The following is an 18521-nucleotide window of genomic DNA, read 5'->3' on the forward strand; positions in this document are numbered from 1 at the left end:
CGTACATAACGTAGCATGACCATTGAAAATCAATCTCAGATATTTTGGTAACACACCCGAGAAGGTCAGTTCAACAATTCTGCTAAGAAAGCGCCGGTATGAGAACCCTCAACCGTACTAATTTTTTCGGGAGTACCTTCTGCAATCACAGTTCCGCCACCGCTACCACCTTCAGGGCCCATATCAATCACCCAGTCAGCAGATTTAATAACGTCAAGATTATGCTCAATAGTGATGACAGAGTTTCCTTTATCAACAAGCCCCTGAAGTACATGTAGTAGCTTTCGGATGTCTTCAAAGTGCAGACCCGTTGTTGGCTCATCAAGAACATAGATAGAACGCCCATTAGAACGTTTCTGCAATTCAGATGCGAGTTTAACACGCTGAGCTTCTCCACCCGATAACGTTGTAGCAGGCTGCCCTAACCGAATATAGCCTAAGCCCACATCAACCAAAGTATTCAGATGGCGGGCAATGGGAGAAAAAGCGGCAAAGAATTCAGCAGCCTCTTCAACTGGCATTTCAAGAACGTCAGCGATACTCTTACCTTTGTACAAGACCGCTAAGGTCTCGCGGTTATATCGTTTGCCGTGGCAGGTTTCGCACGGAACATACACATCTGGCAAGAAGTTCATCTCAATTTTAAGAGTTCCATCGCCAGAACAGTCCTCGCATCGTCCACCCTTGACGTTAAACGAAAAACGCCCCGGCAGATAACCACGCATTTTTGCTTCTTGAGTCTCAGCAAAAAGTTTACGAATATGGTCAAAAACCCCAGTATATGTTGCAGGGTTAGAACGAGGCGTACGACCAATGGGAGACTGATCCACGTGAATAATCTTATCGAGATGTTCAGAACCAACAATTTTTGTATGACGTCCAGGCACTTGCTTAGCTCCGTTAAGTTTCTGAGCTAATGCCGTGTAAAGAATGTCATTGACCAAGGTGGATTTACCTGAACCAGAAACACCCGTCACCGCGGTTAAAACACCGAGAGGGAACGAAACATCAATATTTTTTAGGTTGTTTTCGCGTGCTCCGCATACCTTGAGCATACGTTTTTTATCAATGGCACGACGATCCTTGGGAATATCAATGACACGACGCTTTGCCATATAGTCGCCAGTCAGCGATTTTGTATTGTTGAGCAGCTCCTCATAGGTTCCAGAATGAACGACTCGCCCACCATGTTCACCAGCACCAGGACCAACATCCACAATCCAGTCCGCTTCTTTCATGGTGTCTTCATCATGTTCTACCACGATGAGAGTGTTTCCCATGTCCCGCAATTTTGTTAACGTCTCAATTAAACGTCGATTATCTCTTTGGTGAAGCCCAATAGAAGGCTCATCTAACACATAAAGAACACCAACGAGGCCAGAGCCTATTTGAGTGGCTAGACGAATACGCTGCGCTTCACCGCCTGAGAGCGTAGACGCAGCACGCCCTAATGTCAGATAGTCTAGTCCCACATCAAGTAAGAACTGCAAACGCGCGTCAATCTCTTTGAGTACGAGGTCGGCGATGTGCGCTTCACGTTCGCTCAAAGAAAGTGAACGCATGAACTCAAGAGCCTCTCGTAGCGGCATCTCCGTAATATCGGCGATGGAAGCTCCGCCTACAGTGACCGCCAGTATCGTGCGGTTGAGACGTGCTCCCCTACAGGTAGAGCACGCAACGTTACGCATATATTGTTCGTAACGGTCTTTAGACCATTCAGATTCGGTTTCTTCGTGTTTACGTTTAATGTATGCGTAGACGCCTTCAAAACCAGAGGTATAGCGTCGTTCACGTCCAAACCGATTTCGATACGAGACAGTAACCTTATAATCTTTACCGTTAAGAATGCTCTGACGAATCTTTGCGGGAAGTTTATTCCATGGAGTATCAAGGCTGAAGTCAAGTTCCTGTGCAAGGCCTTCTAGCAAACGTATCCAGTATTCGGAGGTTGCTTTACCTTGTGACCACGGAGCAATTGCACCTTCACGAATCGTTGCTTGAGGATTAGGAATAATCAGGTCTTCATCGACTTCGAGAGTAAACCCAATACCATCACAAGCAGAACACGCGCCAAATGGGGAGTTGAAGGAGAACACACGCGGTTCAATTTCTTCCATTTGCACAGGATGATTTTGAGGGCATGCTAAATGTTCGCTAAAACGTCGTGTACGTGTCGGTGAGTTTTCATCTTCATCGACAAAGTCAATGAGCACGTTTCCTTCGCTCAGTTTAAGAGCGGTTTCGATGGAGTCTGTGAGACGTTGTTGGATGCTGTCTTTAATGACGAGACGATCTACGACAACCTCAATAGTGTGTTTATATTGTTTAGCGAGTTTTGGTGGGTCAGAAAGTTGAATGTTCTCTCCGTCGACGCGAGCGCGAGAAAACCCTTGTGCAGAGAGTTCTAGGAAGAGGTCGACGAATTCTCCTTTACGTGCTGAGACGACGGGAGATAGCACTTGAAAACGGGTTTTCTCGGGTAGTGCCATGAGCTGATCGACGATTTGTTGAGGGCTCTGTTGTGAGATTTCTTCTCCACATTCGGGGCAATGCGGGTGTCCGATACGTGCCCAGAGAAGGCGCATATAGTCGTAGATTTCGGTGATAGTTCCGACGGTAGAGCGAGGGTTTTTTGAGGTAGACTTCTGGTCGATGGAAACTGCTGGCGAGAGGCCCTCAATAAAATCTACGTCAGGTTTATCTACTTGTCCGAGGAACATTCGTGCATAGGCTGAGAGGGATTCTACGTAGCGGCGTTGCCCTTCAGCGAAGATGGTATCGAACGCTAGTGAAGATTTTCCGGAGCCGGAGAGTCCGGTGAAAACGACCATGGAGTTTCTTGGTATAACGAGGTCTACATTTTTGAGGTTGTTTTCTCGTGCACCTTGAACGTGGATATGTTCTTGGTTTTGTTGATGTGCAGTTGTCTCTGCCATGGTGTTCCTCAGTCTTAAAACTATCTATGTGTTCGAAGATATATTCTAAGTGTTTTCTGGTGCTTTGACTACTCTACGTTGCAAGAGGTGCAAAAGTTTGACGCATATAACTTCACTCATGGGGATTCTTTTTCGTCTAGGATGCTGGGGTTTTAGTTTGGAGCGGTTAGTGTCTTGGTCTGTCATAGAGCTTCTGGTAGAGCAAGTTTTCCAAGTAGACTACATACCATGACAGATTCTCTCGGTACTCTTCTTTTTTCGACTGATGATATAACGATTCGTTCGTTGTCCGTCTCGCAGATGGAAAATAATGTTTATCTACTCACCGATATTCGTAGTGGTGAGCAGGTCATGATTGATGCTGCAGCAGATGCTGAACGTCTATGTTCTTTTGCTCGTGACGTTGCATGCCATGATGTTTTAGATGGTGGCGGTTCGGCAAGGATTACGACTATTTTTACAACCCACGGGCATTGGGATCATATCCGCGCTTTAGAAGCTGTTGCTGAGAGCTCTGGTGCAAAAACGTATGCTGGGGCAGCAGATATTCAGGCTATTGAGTCCCAAGAAAATTATCGGGTACATCACGAGCTTCATGGTCAAGAGCGTTTTGAGTATTCTTCGTATCGTTTAGAAACCATTTCTTTAGTAGGTCATACCCCTGGTTCTATTGCATGTGTTCTCACGGCTGAGGGCCTTCCGACAGTTATTTTCTCTGGCGATTCTCTCTTCCCTGGTGGAGTCGGTAAAACAGATTCTCCAGAAGATTTTTGTTCTCTCTTCCATGATGTCACCACAAAATTATTTGATGTTTTTCCGGATGACACGGTGGTTCTTCCAGGTCACGGGAAGGGCACGACGTTAGGTCAGGAGCGTCCGTCTCTAGAGCAGTGGAAAGAGCGCGGCTGGTAGTCAAACACACTATGTTGTACATATAGCTGGTGGTGGAGAACCTCTTGCAAGGTTCTCCACCACCAGCTATTTGTCGTGATAGGAGTACAAACTGTTGGTTTAGAACAGTCCAGTAATTTTTCCTTCTGCGTCAAAACCGATGCGCTCAGCTGCTGGAGATTTAGCTAGCCCGGGCATGGTGCGCATGGTGCCACAAATGGCGTAAACGTATCCGGCCCCCGCTGCCAGACGCACTTCGCGTACGGGCATAGTCCAACCTGTAGGTGCGCCTTTGAGTTTGGGGTCAGAAGATATTGAAAGGTGTGTTTTGGCGATAACAACCGGAAGTTTCCCGTAACCAAGCTCTTCAAAACGACGTAATTGTTTTCGAGCAGATGCACTCAGCTCAATATCGTCTGCGCCGTATACGTTGACAGCAACTTTTTGAATCTTTTCAGCGAGGGAGTCGTTGTCATTGTAGGTGTAGGTGAGCTCATGCGATTCTTCACATGCTTGAACGACTGCTTCTGCAAGTTCTACAGTCCCTCGTCCACCTTCAGCGACGCCACGATGGATAGCAACACGGGCACCTGATTCTTCAGCGATACGCGCAATCACCTCATGCTCTGAAGGGTAATCACTAGGGAAAGCGTTGATGGCAACGACAGGTTGTACTCCGAAGCTGCGAACGATATCTAAATGTTTTTTGAGGTTTGCTGCGCCAGCTTCTACATCGTGTGGGTTCTCTTCCAGAAGCTCTGGTGGAAGAGGTTTGCCCGGTGTGATGGTGTATCGTCCAGAATGAGATTTGAGTGAACGTACAGTCACAACAAGAACTGCTGCATCAGGTTTAAGACCTGATACACGGCATTTGACGTTGAAGAAGCGTTCTGCCCCCATATCTGCACCGAAGCCAGCTTCTGTAATCACGTAATCCGCGTGTTCAAGCCCAACATAGTCGGCAAGGATTGAGGAGTTTCCTGTGGCGATATTACCAAAGGGGCCTGCGTGAATCAGTGCGGGAGTATGTTCAAGGGTTTGCATGAGGTTGGGGTGTATCGCGTCAGAAAGAATAACGGCGAGCGCACCGTCTGCTTTGAGATCTTTGGCGGTAACGGGCTCACCTTCATGAGTGTATCCGATGACGATACGGCCAAGGCGTTCTTGGAGGTCCTGCTGAGATTTTGCGAGTGAAAGAATCACCATGATTTCGCTGGCGGAAGTAATATCGAAGCCGGTTTCTCGAGGGACTCCGTCCATTCTCTCGCCAAGCCCGATGACGACGTTGCGTAAGGAGCGGTCGTTGATGTCGAGAACTCGACGCCATGAGATACTTCGGGAGTCGATGCCTAGCTCATTGCCGTGATGCAGGTGGTTATCAATCATGGCTGCGAGCATGTTATGTGCGGCTGTTACCGCATGGAAATCTCCGGTGAGGTGAAGGTTTAGCTTTTCCATGGGGACAATCTGAGAGTATCCGCCACCGGCTGCGCCTCCTTTGATACCGAACGTAGGTCCCATGGAGGGCTGTCGTAGGGTGAGCATTGCACTCTTACCAATCTGTCCCATTCCTTGAGCTAGTGAGACAGAGGTTGCGGTTTTCCCTTCACCAAGTGGGGTCGGTGTTACGGCAGTAACAACAATATATTTGGAATTGCGGGCTTGTGCGGTGTGCGCATTAGTTGTTTCGTCTAGAAGAACTTTTGCTACGTACTTTCCATAATTTTCGAGGCGGTCTTCGTTGATGCCTGCTTGTTGAGCAATCTCGTTAATTGGTTTGAGGGTTGCTTGCTGTGCGATTTCTAGGTCGCTAGGAAATGGTTGTGCCATGAGGTGTTCCTTCTCTGTTGAGAGTTTTTCTCGTCTCCTATCTTATGTTGAACATGACCTAAAACACTATGGTTCGTGAAGAACTTTTTGGCGTTGTACCGTTCAAGCTTGACGCAAAATCTCTTCGGTCTCACCTATGTCGGCGATACTGCCGTTTTCTAAAAGCACTGCCCGTTGGGCAAGGCTCGTAATACGTGCATCGTGGCTAATAATGATAACCGTTCGGTCTTTAAAGATAGCGTTCAGGCTCTGACGTGCTTGTTCTAGCTCTAAGGCAGTTGTTGATTCGTCCAAAATCACAGCATGTGGATTAGCTAAAACGATACGAGCTAAAGCAATATGCTGTATCTGCTGTTCGCTGAGGGTTACCGCGTTGTCGGCGGAGTGCTCTCCCCCAACTCGGGTGTGTAATCCGTCATTGAAGTGGTGAATCCATGAGGCACCAACAGCTTCAAGGGCGTGATACATTTCAGCCTCTGACGCTTGAGTACAGACCATATTAAGGTTTTCTGCAATAGTTCCAAGGAACAGGTGAGCTTCTTGGGTGCAAATTAGTAGTCGGGGGCGACCGTCTGCGGCCGGTGTGGTGGGGTATCGCCCGTCGCCTACTCGTTCGCCCAGAACAGCAATCTGCCCGGAAGATGCTGTCAACGACCCAGCGATTAGCCGTGCGAGAGTTGTTTTACCAGAACCAGAACGTCCAATGAGAGCTAAAGACTGTCTTTCAGGGATGTCTAGGTCAATATGGTGAATCACATGGTTATCAGGAGTGTAACCATAGCTCATCTGTTCAATATGTACCGTAGCTGTGTGAGGTACTGTTTCAGAGTATTTTTGGTGATTCTGTTGGCGACGATGTTGCTGTTGTGAGCATAGGTCAATCACCCCGCAAATACGCCCCATACTTACGGTCATTTCACGCATTCTGGTAATCCAAAAAGTCATGATTTCGACGTTGATTCGTAAAGAGAACATCAAAATTGCGGCGGTAGATACTTCACCCCAAGTAGCCCAACCGTGTTGCACACAATAGTATCCCCACAGCATGGTGAGCAATAGCGGAAGATAGTTGTTGAAGGCGTTTACCGCCCAGAACGTGGCACGCACTTGCACAAGACGGTAGGTGTCGTCATAAAAAGCGTCAATACGCTGGTCAAGTATTGTTTGACGATGTTGGCTTACACCTAAAGAGCGGATAGTCTGTGCACCTCGAACGTTTTCTGTCATGACGGTAGTCAGTTCTGAAGATCGTCCGGCAATGTTCAGCATTCCCTGAGCAATTTTGGGCAGAAAAAACCTCAAACTTATTGCGAGAAAGCATAGCATCGGGATGGTCACCATACCTAACGGCACAGATAACACAAGAATAGAGCCACAAAAAATAAAGATACGAATAATGGTGGCGGTGAGTTCTGGAATACCGCTGGTAATGATATCTCGAATAGCTTCTAAATCGTTGGTGATACGGGATACGAGGTCTCCGCTTCCGGCGTCTTCAATAGTTTGAGCGTCGAGGCTCATCGACGATTCAACCAGTTGGACACCTAAATCTTGGTGAACTCGTGTACCAATAATTTGACTTTGATAGAGCCATTGACGCGTCAACCATGCTGATATCACAACAGAGATAGCGATATATGCCAAAGATTGCCAGGGGTAGGTGCGCAGTTCCTGATTAAGTACGGCATCAACCAGTTTTCCGATATACCAAGGTGTTATGAGAGTAGCTAGCGAGGAAAGAGTAAACAGTATAAAAATCCAGGATACGCGTTGAGGTGTCGCAAAAATTGATCGAGCAACGATCTTCCATGTTGTTTGTGCCGGAGCAATGGGAAGAAGTTTAGCCATCGATCATGCTTTCTTGAAGGATTCTACGTTTTTCTGTTTCAACAGTAGTACTGACAATATAAACGCCGTGAAGATGTTCCAGAAGGCCATCTTCACAACATTCTTCTTCTAACCGGTCGAGGATGAAACGTTGGCTCGGCTCGTCCACGGAGTTAATGGGTTCGCAAAGAACCAGATGTGTTTTATTCTGTGCCAAAGCGCGAGCTAACCCTAGTCGTTGACGTTGTCCTCCTGAAAGATTAGTGCCTTCAGAGTTAATCAGACATTGAGCATAATCTCCGGTTCGTTGTGGGTCTAGCCGATGAACAATTTCTTGAGCGTCGCTGAGTTCGAGGAGCTGGCTCATACGTTCTTGAGTCATTTCTTCTGTTTGCCCCAATTGCAGATGTTCTTCTAGCGTTCCTGCAAAAATCATCGGTTGAGAGCGAGAGAGAAGAACGTTATGCGCCCCGTAGCGTTGTTGCAGTTCTTGAGTGAGAACGTCAGCAAGGTGTTCGGCACTGAGCTGATATTTTTTCGGGTTGAGGTAATGAACTCTTCCTGAAGATAGGTTACTCTCATAGTTTTGGGTCGCAGGCTTATCCCCATTATGGTGAAATGTTTTTTGGGTGCGTTCTTTAAGTTCTTCGATGCGGGAAAGTGAGACGCGAGCTTGACGCCACATGTACAAGAAAAATTCCATTGACCATACAGGTGAAACCATCATCGAGATGATTCCGGTGACGGTCACTAACTGTTCAGCAGGAATAGTGGTTACCCAGTGTGCATCGATAATTTCTCCACGAAGTGCCAGAGCAACAGCCACCATGGTCGTCATGCCAATCAGGAAGACTCGGCTAAAAGCACTCCAACTTTGCAAACGCTGATAGGAAAGCTGCGAATGACGGACTTCTACAGCGGTTTGACGGTATCGGCTCATCATTGTTTGCTGTACCCCAAGTCCGACAATAGTTCTTAGCGCACTTGAAATATCAGAAGCGTAGGAGGTGTTCACACCAACTTTTTCACGAGCATAGGCGGCACGTTTTTCAAGAAAACGAGAGATAACGGTAATAGTGACGAGTGTTAGCAGCACACCAGCGCAAGAGACCACCGCGATAAGAGGGTTAATGAGCCACAATTGAACGGCACCTAATACGATGATGCTTAGTCCGCTCATCGCCGTCATAAGAGGCTGATAAAGGTAGGCAACCGTTTTGGTGTCTTTGTTGACGACCGTAATAATATTCCCTGGGTCTGAAGTGTTTTTAAGGTGAGGAATATAGGAGCAAGCGTACCGTTTCCAGTCTCGGTCTAAGGCCGCAATATTTCTAAAGGCCGTGCCCCAACCAATATATTCGTTGGCGATCAAGAGTACGATGAGGATGCTCAAACCGGTAGTGAGTTTCCAAGCCCATGAGCTGTCCCCTTGAGCGTGGGCGCTGATGATATTCCCGATAAAGGCTGGAAGAAAAATTGTTGCTATCCCAGCAAGTGTTTCACTGACGAAAGGTAAATACCAGCGAAATGAGTTGTAGCAAACCCCCGGAGGACGAAGACGAAACGACACCTGCGTCGACGGACGGTTCTGTTGCTGCTCAGAAGATGCCACTAGAGGTTATCAACTTTCTCAAAAAAGAAGGACCGATGATTCACGTACATATGAAGTAGAACTATCATAAGGTGCTCTATGCCAAAAGAAGAAAGTTATTGTTCTTTTCCTTTTGTAACATGATGAAGTATTTCCCTCCTACACGACGGTGAGGAGTCTTATCTTTCTGCTGTTAAGCTCTCGACTATGATCGATATATTTTTTGGTGTTGTTGCGGTATAGACTAGGAAAACCATGAAAAAAATTCTTGAGTATCTCAGCCCTCAGCTAGCACAACATCCAGAAAATTATGCAAGTGCGGATTTTCGTTCAAATCCTCTATCGCCTGACGAAATATATGATGCGTTCTGTCAGTGGATTAGTTCCCGTGGCATGGAACTTTACCCCGCGCAAGATGAAGCCATTTTAGAATTCGCTCAAGGTTCTCATGTTATTTTGGCAACCCCCACAGGCTCCGGCAAATCAACGGTCGCTGTTGCTGCGCATTTCACGGCATTAGCAACAGGGTATCGGTCATATTACACAGCGCCGTTGAAAGCTCTTGTATCTGAAAAGTTCTTTGATCTCATCGATATTTTTGGGGCAGAAAACGTCGGTATGGTTACCGGAGATTCTTCTATTAATGCTGAAGCTCCAATTATCTGTTGTACCGCTGAGATTCTTGCCAATATTGTTTTACGTGAAGGTTCACAAGCACAATTCTCGCAAGTCATTATGGACGAGTTCCATTTTTATTCGGACCCTCAACGAGGCTGGGCTTGGCAAGTTCCGCTACTTGATGCTCCACAAGCTCAGTTCCTTTTGATGAGTGCAACGTTAGGTGATACTACACGTTTTGAAAAAGAGCTTAAAGAGCGTACTGGCCGTGATGTTGCGTTAGTAACTAGCAACGAGCGACCAATTCCACTGCATTTTTATTATTCGATGGAGCCTCTGCAAGAGACAGTACAAGAGCTTATTAATACGCATCAAGCTCCCGTATATATTGTGCATTTCTCGCAGATTCAAGCAGCAGAGACAGCTCAGGGGCTACTCAACGTTGCTGTGGCTACTGCCGATGAGAAAAAACGTATTAATGAGCGGCTCCATTCTTTTAGGTTCTCTCCGGGGTTTGGAAAAGTACTTCAACGCTTAGTCAAGAATGGTGTCGGTATCCACCATGCTGGAATGTTGCCGAAATACCGTCGCCTTGTTGAGCAATTAGCGCAAGAAGGTCTTCTCAAAGTAATCTGTGGCACGGACACTCTTGGTGTTGGTATTAACGTCCCTATTCGTACCGTACTTTTGACGGCGCTATCAAAATTTGATGGTAGACGCTCTCGGAAACTTAAATCGCGTGAGTTCCATCAGATTGCAGGACGCGCTGGACGCGCCGGTTATGACACGGCTGGAACGGTGGTGGTGCAAGGCCCTGAACACGAGATTGAAAACCGACGGCTTGAAGCTAAAGCAGCGGAGAAGTTTAACGGCGACACTAAACGAATGGCACAGTCCCTACGCGGTAAAAAGAAAAAAGCACCACAAGGTTTCATTAACTGGTCAGAAAAAACTTTCGATCAGCTTGTTGCTTCTGCACCTGAACCGTTAACAAGTTCCTTCGACATGACCTATTCGATGGTGCTTAACATTCTTCAACGGAATGAGAATCCTTTTATGGTGGCGCGACATTTCCTACGCCATAATCACGAGTCTCCGACCCGACAACGACAGCTCATTAAAAAAGCTCTCGGCATCTATCGAGAACTCCTTGCAGGAGGTATCGTCGAAAAATTGGATGCCCCAGACGAATACGGTAGGACTGTTCGTCTGGTGATGAGCCTTCACGATAATTTTGCGTTGAATCAGCCACTGTCTCCTTTTGCTTTAGCGTCATTATCATTATTAGATCGTTCGTCGACAAGCTATGCCTTAGATGTTCTGTCTATTTTTGAAGCAACATTAGAGAACCCTCATCAGGTTCTTCATATGCAAGAGAAGAAAGAGAAGTCTGTGGCTCTCGCTCAGATGAAAGCTGATGGGTTGGATTATCAGGAGCGGATGAACGAACTCGACCACATCAGCTATCCAAAACCTTTAGAAGATATTCTTGCACAGGCTTTTGAGACGTACCGTTCTGGTGCGCCGTGGGTGACAGAATACGATATTAGCCCCAAGTCTATTGTTCGTGATATGTATGAGCGGGCCATGGACTTTTCTTCCTATGTTCAGTTCTATTCGCTAGAACGCTCTGAAGGTGTGCTTCTCAGATATCTATCTGATGCGTATAAAGCTTTACGGCAAACAGTGCCCCAAGAAGCTCTCACCGAAGAACTCACAGATATCATCGAATGGCTCGGAGAGCTCATCCGACAAACAGATTCTTCTCTTGTTGATGAGTGGGAACGTTTAGCGTCTTCATCGACAGAAAATTTTGTGCAGCCTCACAACCACGTTATTGATGAGACTCCCCCTCAGCTCACAGATAATCCACGTGCCTTTACTGTGATGGTCCGTAACGCTCTTTTTCGCAGGGTTGAACTTTTTGCTCAGGAGCAAGAACGGACGCTCGGAGAACTCGATAGCGCTCACGGATGGGATGAAGACCGCTGGGCAGAAGCCATGGACGATTATTTTGAAGAATATGAGGATCTTTACACCGATTCTCAAGCTCGTTCTCCCCATTTATTCACGGTTGATAAAAGTGCAGAACGCACAGAGGGAACGTGGACTGTTCGCCAAATTTTCTCTGATCCTGAAGAACATCATGATTTTAGTATGAGTGCTCTTGTAGACTTAGCAGCTTCAAATGAGTTGGGTGAACCCGTAATCCGTATCCTTCACGTAGGGTTTAATCATTCGTGAGGATGACCTCTTCATCACCGTGTTTTATGTTTTATCGTTATATTTTTCTAAAGGTTGGTTCTTATGATTCTCTCATTACCATCGTCTTCACATCGGCAGGGAACAACTCATACGGTAGGTTCTTTTCACCTCATCGATCATTGGTTTGAGGTTCCCGCCACTCACGGTCTTGCCTTATCGTTAGGAATGGATGCGGCGTTAGAGCATCCTTTTGCTAAGCAAACTCTGACTATTTTTGCTCGCGAAGTCATTAATGTTTCTCCTGAGCTGACAACTTCAGTCGACGAACGTCCTCTGATGGTTTATCTCCAAGGCGGCCCAGGTGGTAAGAGTCCTCGTCCGCTTAGCGACCAAGGGTGGGTGCAGGAGCTTAGCAAAACTCATCGGCTCGTCCTTTTAGACCAGCGTGGAACAGGTCTTTCTACTGCGTTCACCGCTCAGACGATTCAGCAAGGACGCTCTATCGAACAGCAAATTGCTTATTGTGAACTTTTTCGAGCAGATTCTATTGTTGCTGATGCTGAAGTGGTGCGTCGTTTTCTTTGCGCTGGTCGGAAAGACCAGCGTTGGTCGACGATGGGGCAAAGCTATGGTGGATTCTTGACCCTCAGCTATTTAAGCTTTGTTCCTGAGTCTCTCAAAGATTCTCGTATGACCGCCGGTCTGGCACCGTTGAGAGCTTCCATTGATCAGGTGTATCAGAGCACTTTAGACCGTGTTTATGAACGTAATGAACAGTTTTATCAGTGGTATCCCGAAGATGAAGAGTTAGCTCGTCGTATCGCCTCCTTCGTGGAAGAAAACGAGGTGTATCTCCCTTCTGGAGAGCGTCTGACTGTTCCTCGTTTCCAAATGCTCGGGCAGTATCTTGGTGGTAATAGCCGAGTGCATGGATTGCATTATTTACTTGAATCTGCTTTTGCTGAAGGAACAAGCCACCTCTCAGCACAGTTCTTGAGCGAAGCAGAACAAGTTCTGAGTTTTAGGTCTAGCCCTTTGTACGCTCTTTTACATGAGTCAATTTATGCTGATGGTCCAGCTCAGGGTGGTTCGCCATCTCCTGCCCCAACAAATTGGTCTGCTGCTCGTATGGCAAAGAAACGTCCAGAATTTAGCCCTGATGCTTCAAGGATTCTTTTTACCGGTGAGCATATTTTCCCGTGGCTTTTTGAGCAAGATACCGCGTTGAAGCCGTTAGCAGAGTTGGCTGATGCATTGGCGCAGAAAGATGATTGGGGCCCGTTATATTCTCATGAACAGTTAGCGTCTAATGAGGTGCCTTTAGCGGCTGCCGCATATACTCCCGATATTTATGTGGATTATGCACATTCTATGAGTACTGCTCAGTGGGTTAAAAATACAAAAGTGTGGACATCACATACGCATCATCACGATGGTTTGGGTACAGACGGTACACTAATTTTGGGACATCTCACAAATCTTCTCGCAGACATGCGCTAAGAATACCCCCCAGCACGAGATGGCACCCACACTCCAGTAATTCACTCGCTATTTTTCCCTTTTGGAGGGTTTGTGGTCTCTCGCGCTCAATTTCTTGGCGCTTCTGCCGTTGGTGTCCTTGCAACTGCTTATCATTCGTCGTCTTCGGCGTATGCTCAAGCACCATCGCGCTTTTATCGTGCCGATGAACAAGGTATTGCCTCCGATTCTTCAGAGCCGGTCAACCACCGTATTAATGAGCTCATCGATCAGTTAGCTCAATCTGGTGGAGGTAGTATCCTCTTCCCTCCAGGAAGATACCCCGTAGACTCTTCTGGCATTGTGCTCAAACACCAAGTCTCTATTATGGGTGTTGGCGATTCCACACAATTTATGCCCGTTGGTGATTGGGAAGAGCTCGCCGGTGTTTTTCGGATTGGCGAAGATGCCATCCCCTCTAAAGAACCTGTTTATCGTACTGGCCTTCATCAGTTCAGCATTAAACCAGGAGAAGACGCGTATAAGCATCGTCAAGCTATCCCTAATACAGTTGGGATTCTCTACAATACGTTCAATGGTGATAATCCCCCAGATCCTGATGCCGCTCACCGAATTTCGGGAATTACTCTTTGGGACTTAGATATGGGCATTAAGCTCAAGGGCCCAGACGACCAAGGTTGCACGGTGTCTCAGATACGAGGACGTCGTTTTTTGAGGACAGCGCTCACCGTCGGCGATACAAATTCACCAACAGCTGCAGATAACATGTTTCATATGCTTGATTTCTCGTCAGCAAATTTGCAGCATCTTGATGCCGCAGCGATTGAAGTATACACCTCTAACTGTTCGTTCTCACAGGTTAAAAGTTGGTATTCTAAACGTTCCATGAGCTTTGACGAATCTGTTAAAGCCGGTGCCGGATACTATATTAAAGGCACTCGAAACTCCTTCAACCAGTGCGATGCCCAAGATAACGGTGGCCATGGCTTCGTTCTTTCATTAGGGAATAATTCGCTGATGAACTGTATCGCTGACTCGAATGGTTATGCAGAGAACATATCAGGTGAAGCGCAAACTTCTGAGGCTCATGGATTCCATGTTGAACGCAATGCAACAGGCACACAACTTATTGGCTGTCAGTCTTTTAACCGTACGAGAAATGACCCTGGACAATCCGTTGGGTTCTGGGCGCACGAGGGAAATACTCAGGTAACCATTATTGGTTCTGCTTTTGCAAACACCACAAGAGCGTCACAAACGGGAGCGCTTGAGACAGCACAAAAAACGTTGATTGACCCAACAACCCGATAAGCAATTATCTTTTGCGTTATCTTTCCTCAGAGATAGAGTAAAGGTGTGGGTTGCAACCTGTACAGGTTGCAACCCACACCTTTAACGATACTGCGTTAGTTTTGAATGTAGTCCTCGTGTTTACCTCGAGCACGGTGAACAAGGTCTTGATAATCTTGTTCAGAATCGATGAGTTCATCACGATATTTTTGTTTAATAGCACGCGACTTCTTAGCGTAACGTTCTAGCTCATCTTTAATCTTTGCACGTTCTTTCATAGAAGCATCCTCAGGCAATGCAAGATAACTTTCGCTCAATGCCGTCACCTTATGAATAATAGCTAGGGCTTGCCCTTTAGGCGAGTACAAAGACGCTAAGACCGTCACCAAGAGCACCCCGACGATCACTGCGAGAGAAACACCAATGGATACTTCAACCACATGGATAGGTTCACCATCATTGATAAAAGGCAAAGTATTTTCGTGAAGGGCATGTATCACCAGTTTTACACCAATAAAGGCAAGAATCAGAGATAGACCCCACGATAGGTAAATGAGACGGTCAAGTAAACCATCAATCAGGAAGTACAGCTGTCGCAGACCCATCAAGGAGAACGCCGTTGCAGTAAAGACAATATACGCCGACTGGGTCAACCCAAAAATCGCAGGAATAGAGTCCAAGGCAAAGAGTAAGTCTGTTCCGCCGATAGCGACCATCACCAGCAGCATTGGAGTCATCACTTTTTTACCGTTTTCGATGGTGAAAAGCTTATCGCCATCGTAGTGTTCAGAAGTTTTAAAATACTTCTTCGCTAAACGGATGACAATATTATTCGCTTCATCTTCTTCGTTCTCTGCAGAAATCTCATCTTTAATCAGGTTCCCTGCAGTGTAAATAAGAACGATACCAAAAATGTAGAAGAGCCAGCTCCACGTATTAATCAACGCTGCACCAGCAAAAATGAAGATTGCGCGCGCCAACATCGCAAAAACAATGCCAAACAGTAGCACCTTTTGCTGGTCTTCTCTAGGAACTTTAAAGCTCGCCATAATAATCAGGAAAACGAAAAGGTTATCAACACTCAACGCTTTTTCCGTAATGTACCCAGCATAGTATTCTGCCGCGTAGGTGCCACCATCAACTATCAAGATGAAAACACCGAAGAGGAGCGCTACACCAATATAGATAGCCGACCAAATGGCAGCTTCACGGATAGTTGGCTCATGAGCTTTACGCACATGAAAAATAAAGTCATATGCGAGAAGCAAAACAATAAAGATGAGGGTAATAGACCATTGCAGCCCACTAATATCCACGGGGAGCCTTTCTTGTGGTTGGATACGTCAAATACCACAAGTCTCTCCCGCCTCAAGGGCACATTCTCCGGAGCGACTTCTTTGGCTCTCGTGCTGACGAAAAATGATTTGTGGGATACTCCCTTGCTCTCAAAATACTCTACCGCATTTTGCAAGTTCTCTTGCACTCTTTAGGCATGACCTGCCTGTTGCATCTGACGCAATTCTTTTTTAAGTTCTTGTAGCTCATCACGAATTTGTGCAGCTATCTCAAATTGAAGGTTTTCAGACGCTGTCATCATTTGCTCAGTTAGCTCCTGTATGAGCTGCGTCAGGTCTTCAGCTGGTGCGCTCGCCAAACGATTTTGGCGTATTTGAGGGGTTGTTGCAGCTCGCGGTGTTTTAGTGATGTGCTGGTTCAGGAGTTGTTGAGTATCTTCTTCTTCGCGAGCGAGCTGGTCGGTAATATCCGCAATTTTTTTGCGTAAAGGTTGTGGGTCGATACCGTGTTCTTGGTTATAACGTTGTTGAATTTCACGTCGTCGGTTGGTTTCGTCAATAGCTACTTGCATGGACGGCGTAATTTTGTCGGCGTACATGTGAACTTCTCCGCTGACGTTTCGTGCGGCGCGACCAATCGTTTGAATTAGTGACGTTGTTGAACGGAGGAAGCCTTCTTTATCTGCGTCAAGGATGGCGACAAGAGAGACTTCTGGCAAGTCTAGCCCTTCACGAAGAAGGTTAATGCCGACCAAAACGTCAAAGCTACCTTGGCGTAGTTGTCGTAGTAGGTTTACGCGTTGGAGAGTGTCCACATCGGAGTGAAGGTACTCTACGCGCACCCCGTTTTGGGCGAGGTATTCGCTAAGATCTTCTGCCATTCTCTTGGTGAGGGTGGTAACGAGGATACGTTCGTCACGTTCGACGCGTTCTCGGATATTCGTTAGAAGGTCGTCAATTTGTCCGCGGGTGGGTTTAACAATAATCTTTGGATCGACAAGTCCTGTTGGGCGAATGATTTGTTCAACATATCCGTCGGCTTGGGATAGTTCGTATTTTCCGGGTGTAGCCGATAGATATACTGTTTGTCCGATTCTTTCAAGGAATTCATTCCATTTGAGGGGACGGTTATCCATTGCGGAAGGTAGTCGGAAGCCAAAGTCTACAAGAGTACGTTTTCGGCTCATGTCACCTTCGTACATGGCACCAATTTGTGGGACAGTCACGTGAGATTCGTCGATAATGAGGAGGAAGTCATCGGGAAAATAATCGAGTAGACAGTGTGGTGCGGAACCTGCTTCACGTTGGTCAATGTGTCGAGAATAATTTTCAATTCCGGTGCAGAAACCCATTTGTTCCATCATTTCGAGGTCATATTGGGTACGCATGCGTAGGCGTTGGGCTTCAAGAAGTTTTTGTTGACTTTCAAGTTCTGCAAGTCTGCTTTGCAGTTCCTCTTCGATACTGCGCATAGCAATTTTCATGCGTTCTTCACCTGCTACGTAGTGTGAGGCAGGGAAAACGTACATTTCTTCTTCCTCACGGATAATTTCTCCGGTGAGCGGATGCAGAGTGTAGATAGTTTCTATTTCGTCTCCGAAGAATTCAATACGGACTGCGTTCTCTTCATACATGGGGATAATTTCTACGGTATCTCCACGAACGCGGAAAGTTCCCCGGTGAAAGTCAATATCGTTTCGGGTGTATTGCATGGCCACGAATTGACGTAGCAACTCATCTCGATCGAGTTCTTCTCCTCGTTTGAGAGTCACCATTTGCTCAATATATTCTTCGGGTGTTCCGAGCCCATAGATACACGATACGGTAGAAACAACAACAACATCGCGTCGAGTAAGCAAAGAGTTGGTTGCAGAGTGGCGCAGTCGTTCTACTTCTTCATTAATAGATGAGTCTTTTTCAATAAAAGTATCTGTTTGAGGCACATACGCCTCTGGCTGGTAGTAGTCGTAGTAGGAAACAAAGTATTCGACAGCGTTATGCGGGAGCAGCTCTCGAAGTTCTTGTGCAAGTTGAGCGGCGAGAGTTTTATTATGCACCATGATAAGTGTTGGGCGTTGTACTGATTCGATGAGCCATGCTGCTGTTGCAGATTTTCCGGTGCCGGTGGCACCCAGTAGCACGATGTCTTTTTCTCCGCTATTGACGCGTTGAGTCAGTTCTGCAATCGCTTTGGGTTGGTCTCCCGCTGGCTGATATTCAGAGATAACGTTAAAGGGTGCGACAATTCGTTGGATATTTTGCGCTAGGCTCATAGTTGTTAATTTTACTGCACCTCAGTGGCTAGTGGGCATTCAGCGCTCATATTATCGTCATATTGTAGTGATTCAGTATATGTAATGTTTTTGTACCTGATTAGTTGTATAAGAATACCTGTACTATCAATGACATATTTAAGATGGAATTGAACTAAAACTATTTCGTTGAATCGCTTCAGATATATCAATATCCTCAAGAAGATACTTAAACAATAAGTTAATTCTTTAATCTCGTAAAACGTTAAACAATGATAATAATAGGGCACATAGTTAATGCTTTATA

The 18521-nt window shown here is 46.4% G+C and carries 10 protein-coding genes; 4 read left to right on the top strand and 6 right to left on the bottom strand.

Annotated features, from left to right (window positions below):
* Positions 1-65: 65 nt before the first annotated feature.
* Positions 66-2936, bottom strand: a complete 2871-nt coding sequence (gene uvrA / locus ACN084_RS04830; RefSeq protein WP_419106073.1) for an excinuclease ABC subunit UvrA — start codon at positions 2934-2936, stop codon at positions 66-68.
* A 228-nt stretch (positions 2937-3164) separates the two neighbouring features.
* On the opposite strand from uvrA, the gene ACN084_RS04835 reads away from it, so the two are divergent.
* Positions 3165-3848 (top strand): MBL fold metallo-hydrolase, encoded by a 684-nt coding sequence (locus ACN084_RS04835; RefSeq protein WP_419101777.1) that lies wholly within the window; start codon positions 3165-3167, stop codon positions 3846-3848.
* Positions 3849-3947: 99 nt separating this feature from the next.
* Here ACN084_RS04835 and ACN084_RS04840 read toward each other — a convergent pair whose 3' ends face one another.
* The 3 genes from ACN084_RS04840 to ACN084_RS04850 all read right to left on the bottom strand — a co-directional run bounded on the left by ACN084_RS04840 (position 3948) and on the right by ACN084_RS04850 (position 9096).
* Complete coding sequence (locus tag ACN084_RS04840) at positions 3948-5657, bottom strand: formate--tetrahydrofolate ligase (RefSeq protein WP_419106074.1); 1710 nt, start codon at positions 5655-5657, stop codon at positions 3948-3950.
* A 102-nt stretch (positions 5658-5759) separates the two neighbouring features.
* Positions 5760-7505 (bottom strand): ABC transporter ATP-binding protein, encoded by a 1746-nt coding sequence (locus ACN084_RS04845; RefSeq protein WP_419106075.1) that lies wholly within the window; start codon positions 7503-7505, stop codon positions 5760-5762.
* Positions 7498-9096, bottom strand: coding sequence for an ABC transporter transmembrane domain-containing protein (locus ACN084_RS04850; protein ID WP_419106076.1), 1599 nt, complete (start codon positions 9094-9096; stop codon positions 7498-7500). The genes ACN084_RS04845 and ACN084_RS04850 overlap by 8 nt, the downstream gene beginning before the upstream one ends.
* 234 nt (positions 9097-9330) lie before the next feature.
* Here ACN084_RS04850 and ACN084_RS04855 point away from each other — a divergent pair, with 234 nt between their 5' ends.
* The 3 genes from ACN084_RS04855 to ACN084_RS04865 all read left to right on the top strand — a co-directional run bounded on the left by ACN084_RS04855 (position 9331) and on the right by ACN084_RS04865 (position 14688).
* Positions 9331-11937 carry a DEAD/DEAH box helicase gene (locus tag ACN084_RS04855; RefSeq protein ID WP_419106077.1) on the top strand — a complete coding sequence of 869 codons (2607 nt, stop codon included), beginning with the start codon at positions 9331-9333 and terminating at the stop codon, positions 11935-11937.
* Between the two features lie 63 nt (positions 11938-12000).
* On the top strand, positions 12001-13398 hold the full coding sequence (locus ACN084_RS04860; RefSeq protein ID WP_419106078.1) for an alpha/beta fold hydrolase: 1398 nt from the start codon (positions 12001-12003) through the stop codon (positions 13396-13398).
* A 72-nt stretch (positions 13399-13470) separates the two neighbouring features.
* Positions 13471-14688: a hypothetical protein gene (locus ACN084_RS04865; protein WP_419106079.1), complete on the top strand. Its 1218-nt coding sequence runs from the start codon at positions 13471-13473 to the stop codon at positions 14686-14688.
* 95 nt (positions 14689-14783) lie between these two features.
* On the opposite strand, the gene ACN084_RS04870 is transcribed toward ACN084_RS04865, so the two are convergent.
* Together ACN084_RS04870 and uvrB are read right to left on the bottom strand one after the other, a co-directional pair.
* Positions 14784-15983: a TerC family protein gene (locus ACN084_RS04870; RefSeq protein ID WP_419106080.1), complete on the bottom strand. Its 1200-nt coding sequence runs from the start codon at positions 15981-15983 to the stop codon at positions 14784-14786.
* A gap of 170 nt (positions 15984-16153) precedes the next feature.
* Positions 16154-18235: an excinuclease ABC subunit UvrB gene (uvrB, locus tag ACN084_RS04875; protein ID WP_419106081.1), complete on the bottom strand. Its 2082-nt coding sequence runs from the start codon at positions 18233-18235 to the stop codon at positions 16154-16156.
* Positions 18236-18521 lie beyond the last annotated feature (286 nt).

The organism is Rothia sp. P7208, from assembly GCF_048512915.1.
GTDB lineage: Bacteria > Actinomycetota > Actinomycetes > Actinomycetales > Micrococcaceae > Rothia.

Bases quoted from the DNA above. Each gene is read 5' to 3' on its own strand.
- ACN084_RS04860 (WP_419106078.1), top strand. From the start codon at position 12,001: ATGATTCTCTCATTACCATCGTCTTCACATCGGCAGGGAACAACTCAT.
- ACN084_RS04835 (WP_419101777.1), top strand. From the start codon at position 3,165: ATGACAGATTCTCTCGGTACTCTTCTTTTTTCGACTGATGATATAACG.
- ACN084_RS04855 (WP_419106077.1), top strand. From the start codon at position 9,331: ATGAAAAAAATTCTTGAGTATCTCAGCCCTCAGCTAGCACAACATCCA.
- uvrB (WP_419106081.1), bottom strand. From the start codon at position 18,235: ATGAGCCTAGCGCAAAATATCCAACGAATTGTCGCACCCTTTAACGTT.
- ACN084_RS04840 (WP_419106074.1), bottom strand. From the start codon at position 5,657: ATGGCACAACCATTTCCTAGCGACCTAGAAATCGCACAGCAAGCAACC.
- ACN084_RS04845 (WP_419106075.1), bottom strand. From the start codon at position 7,505: ATGGCTAAACTTCTTCCCATTGCTCCGGCACAAACAACATGGAAGATC.
- uvrA (WP_419106073.1), bottom strand. From the start codon at position 2,936: ATGGCAGAGACAACTGCACATCAACAAAACCAAGAACATATCCACGTT.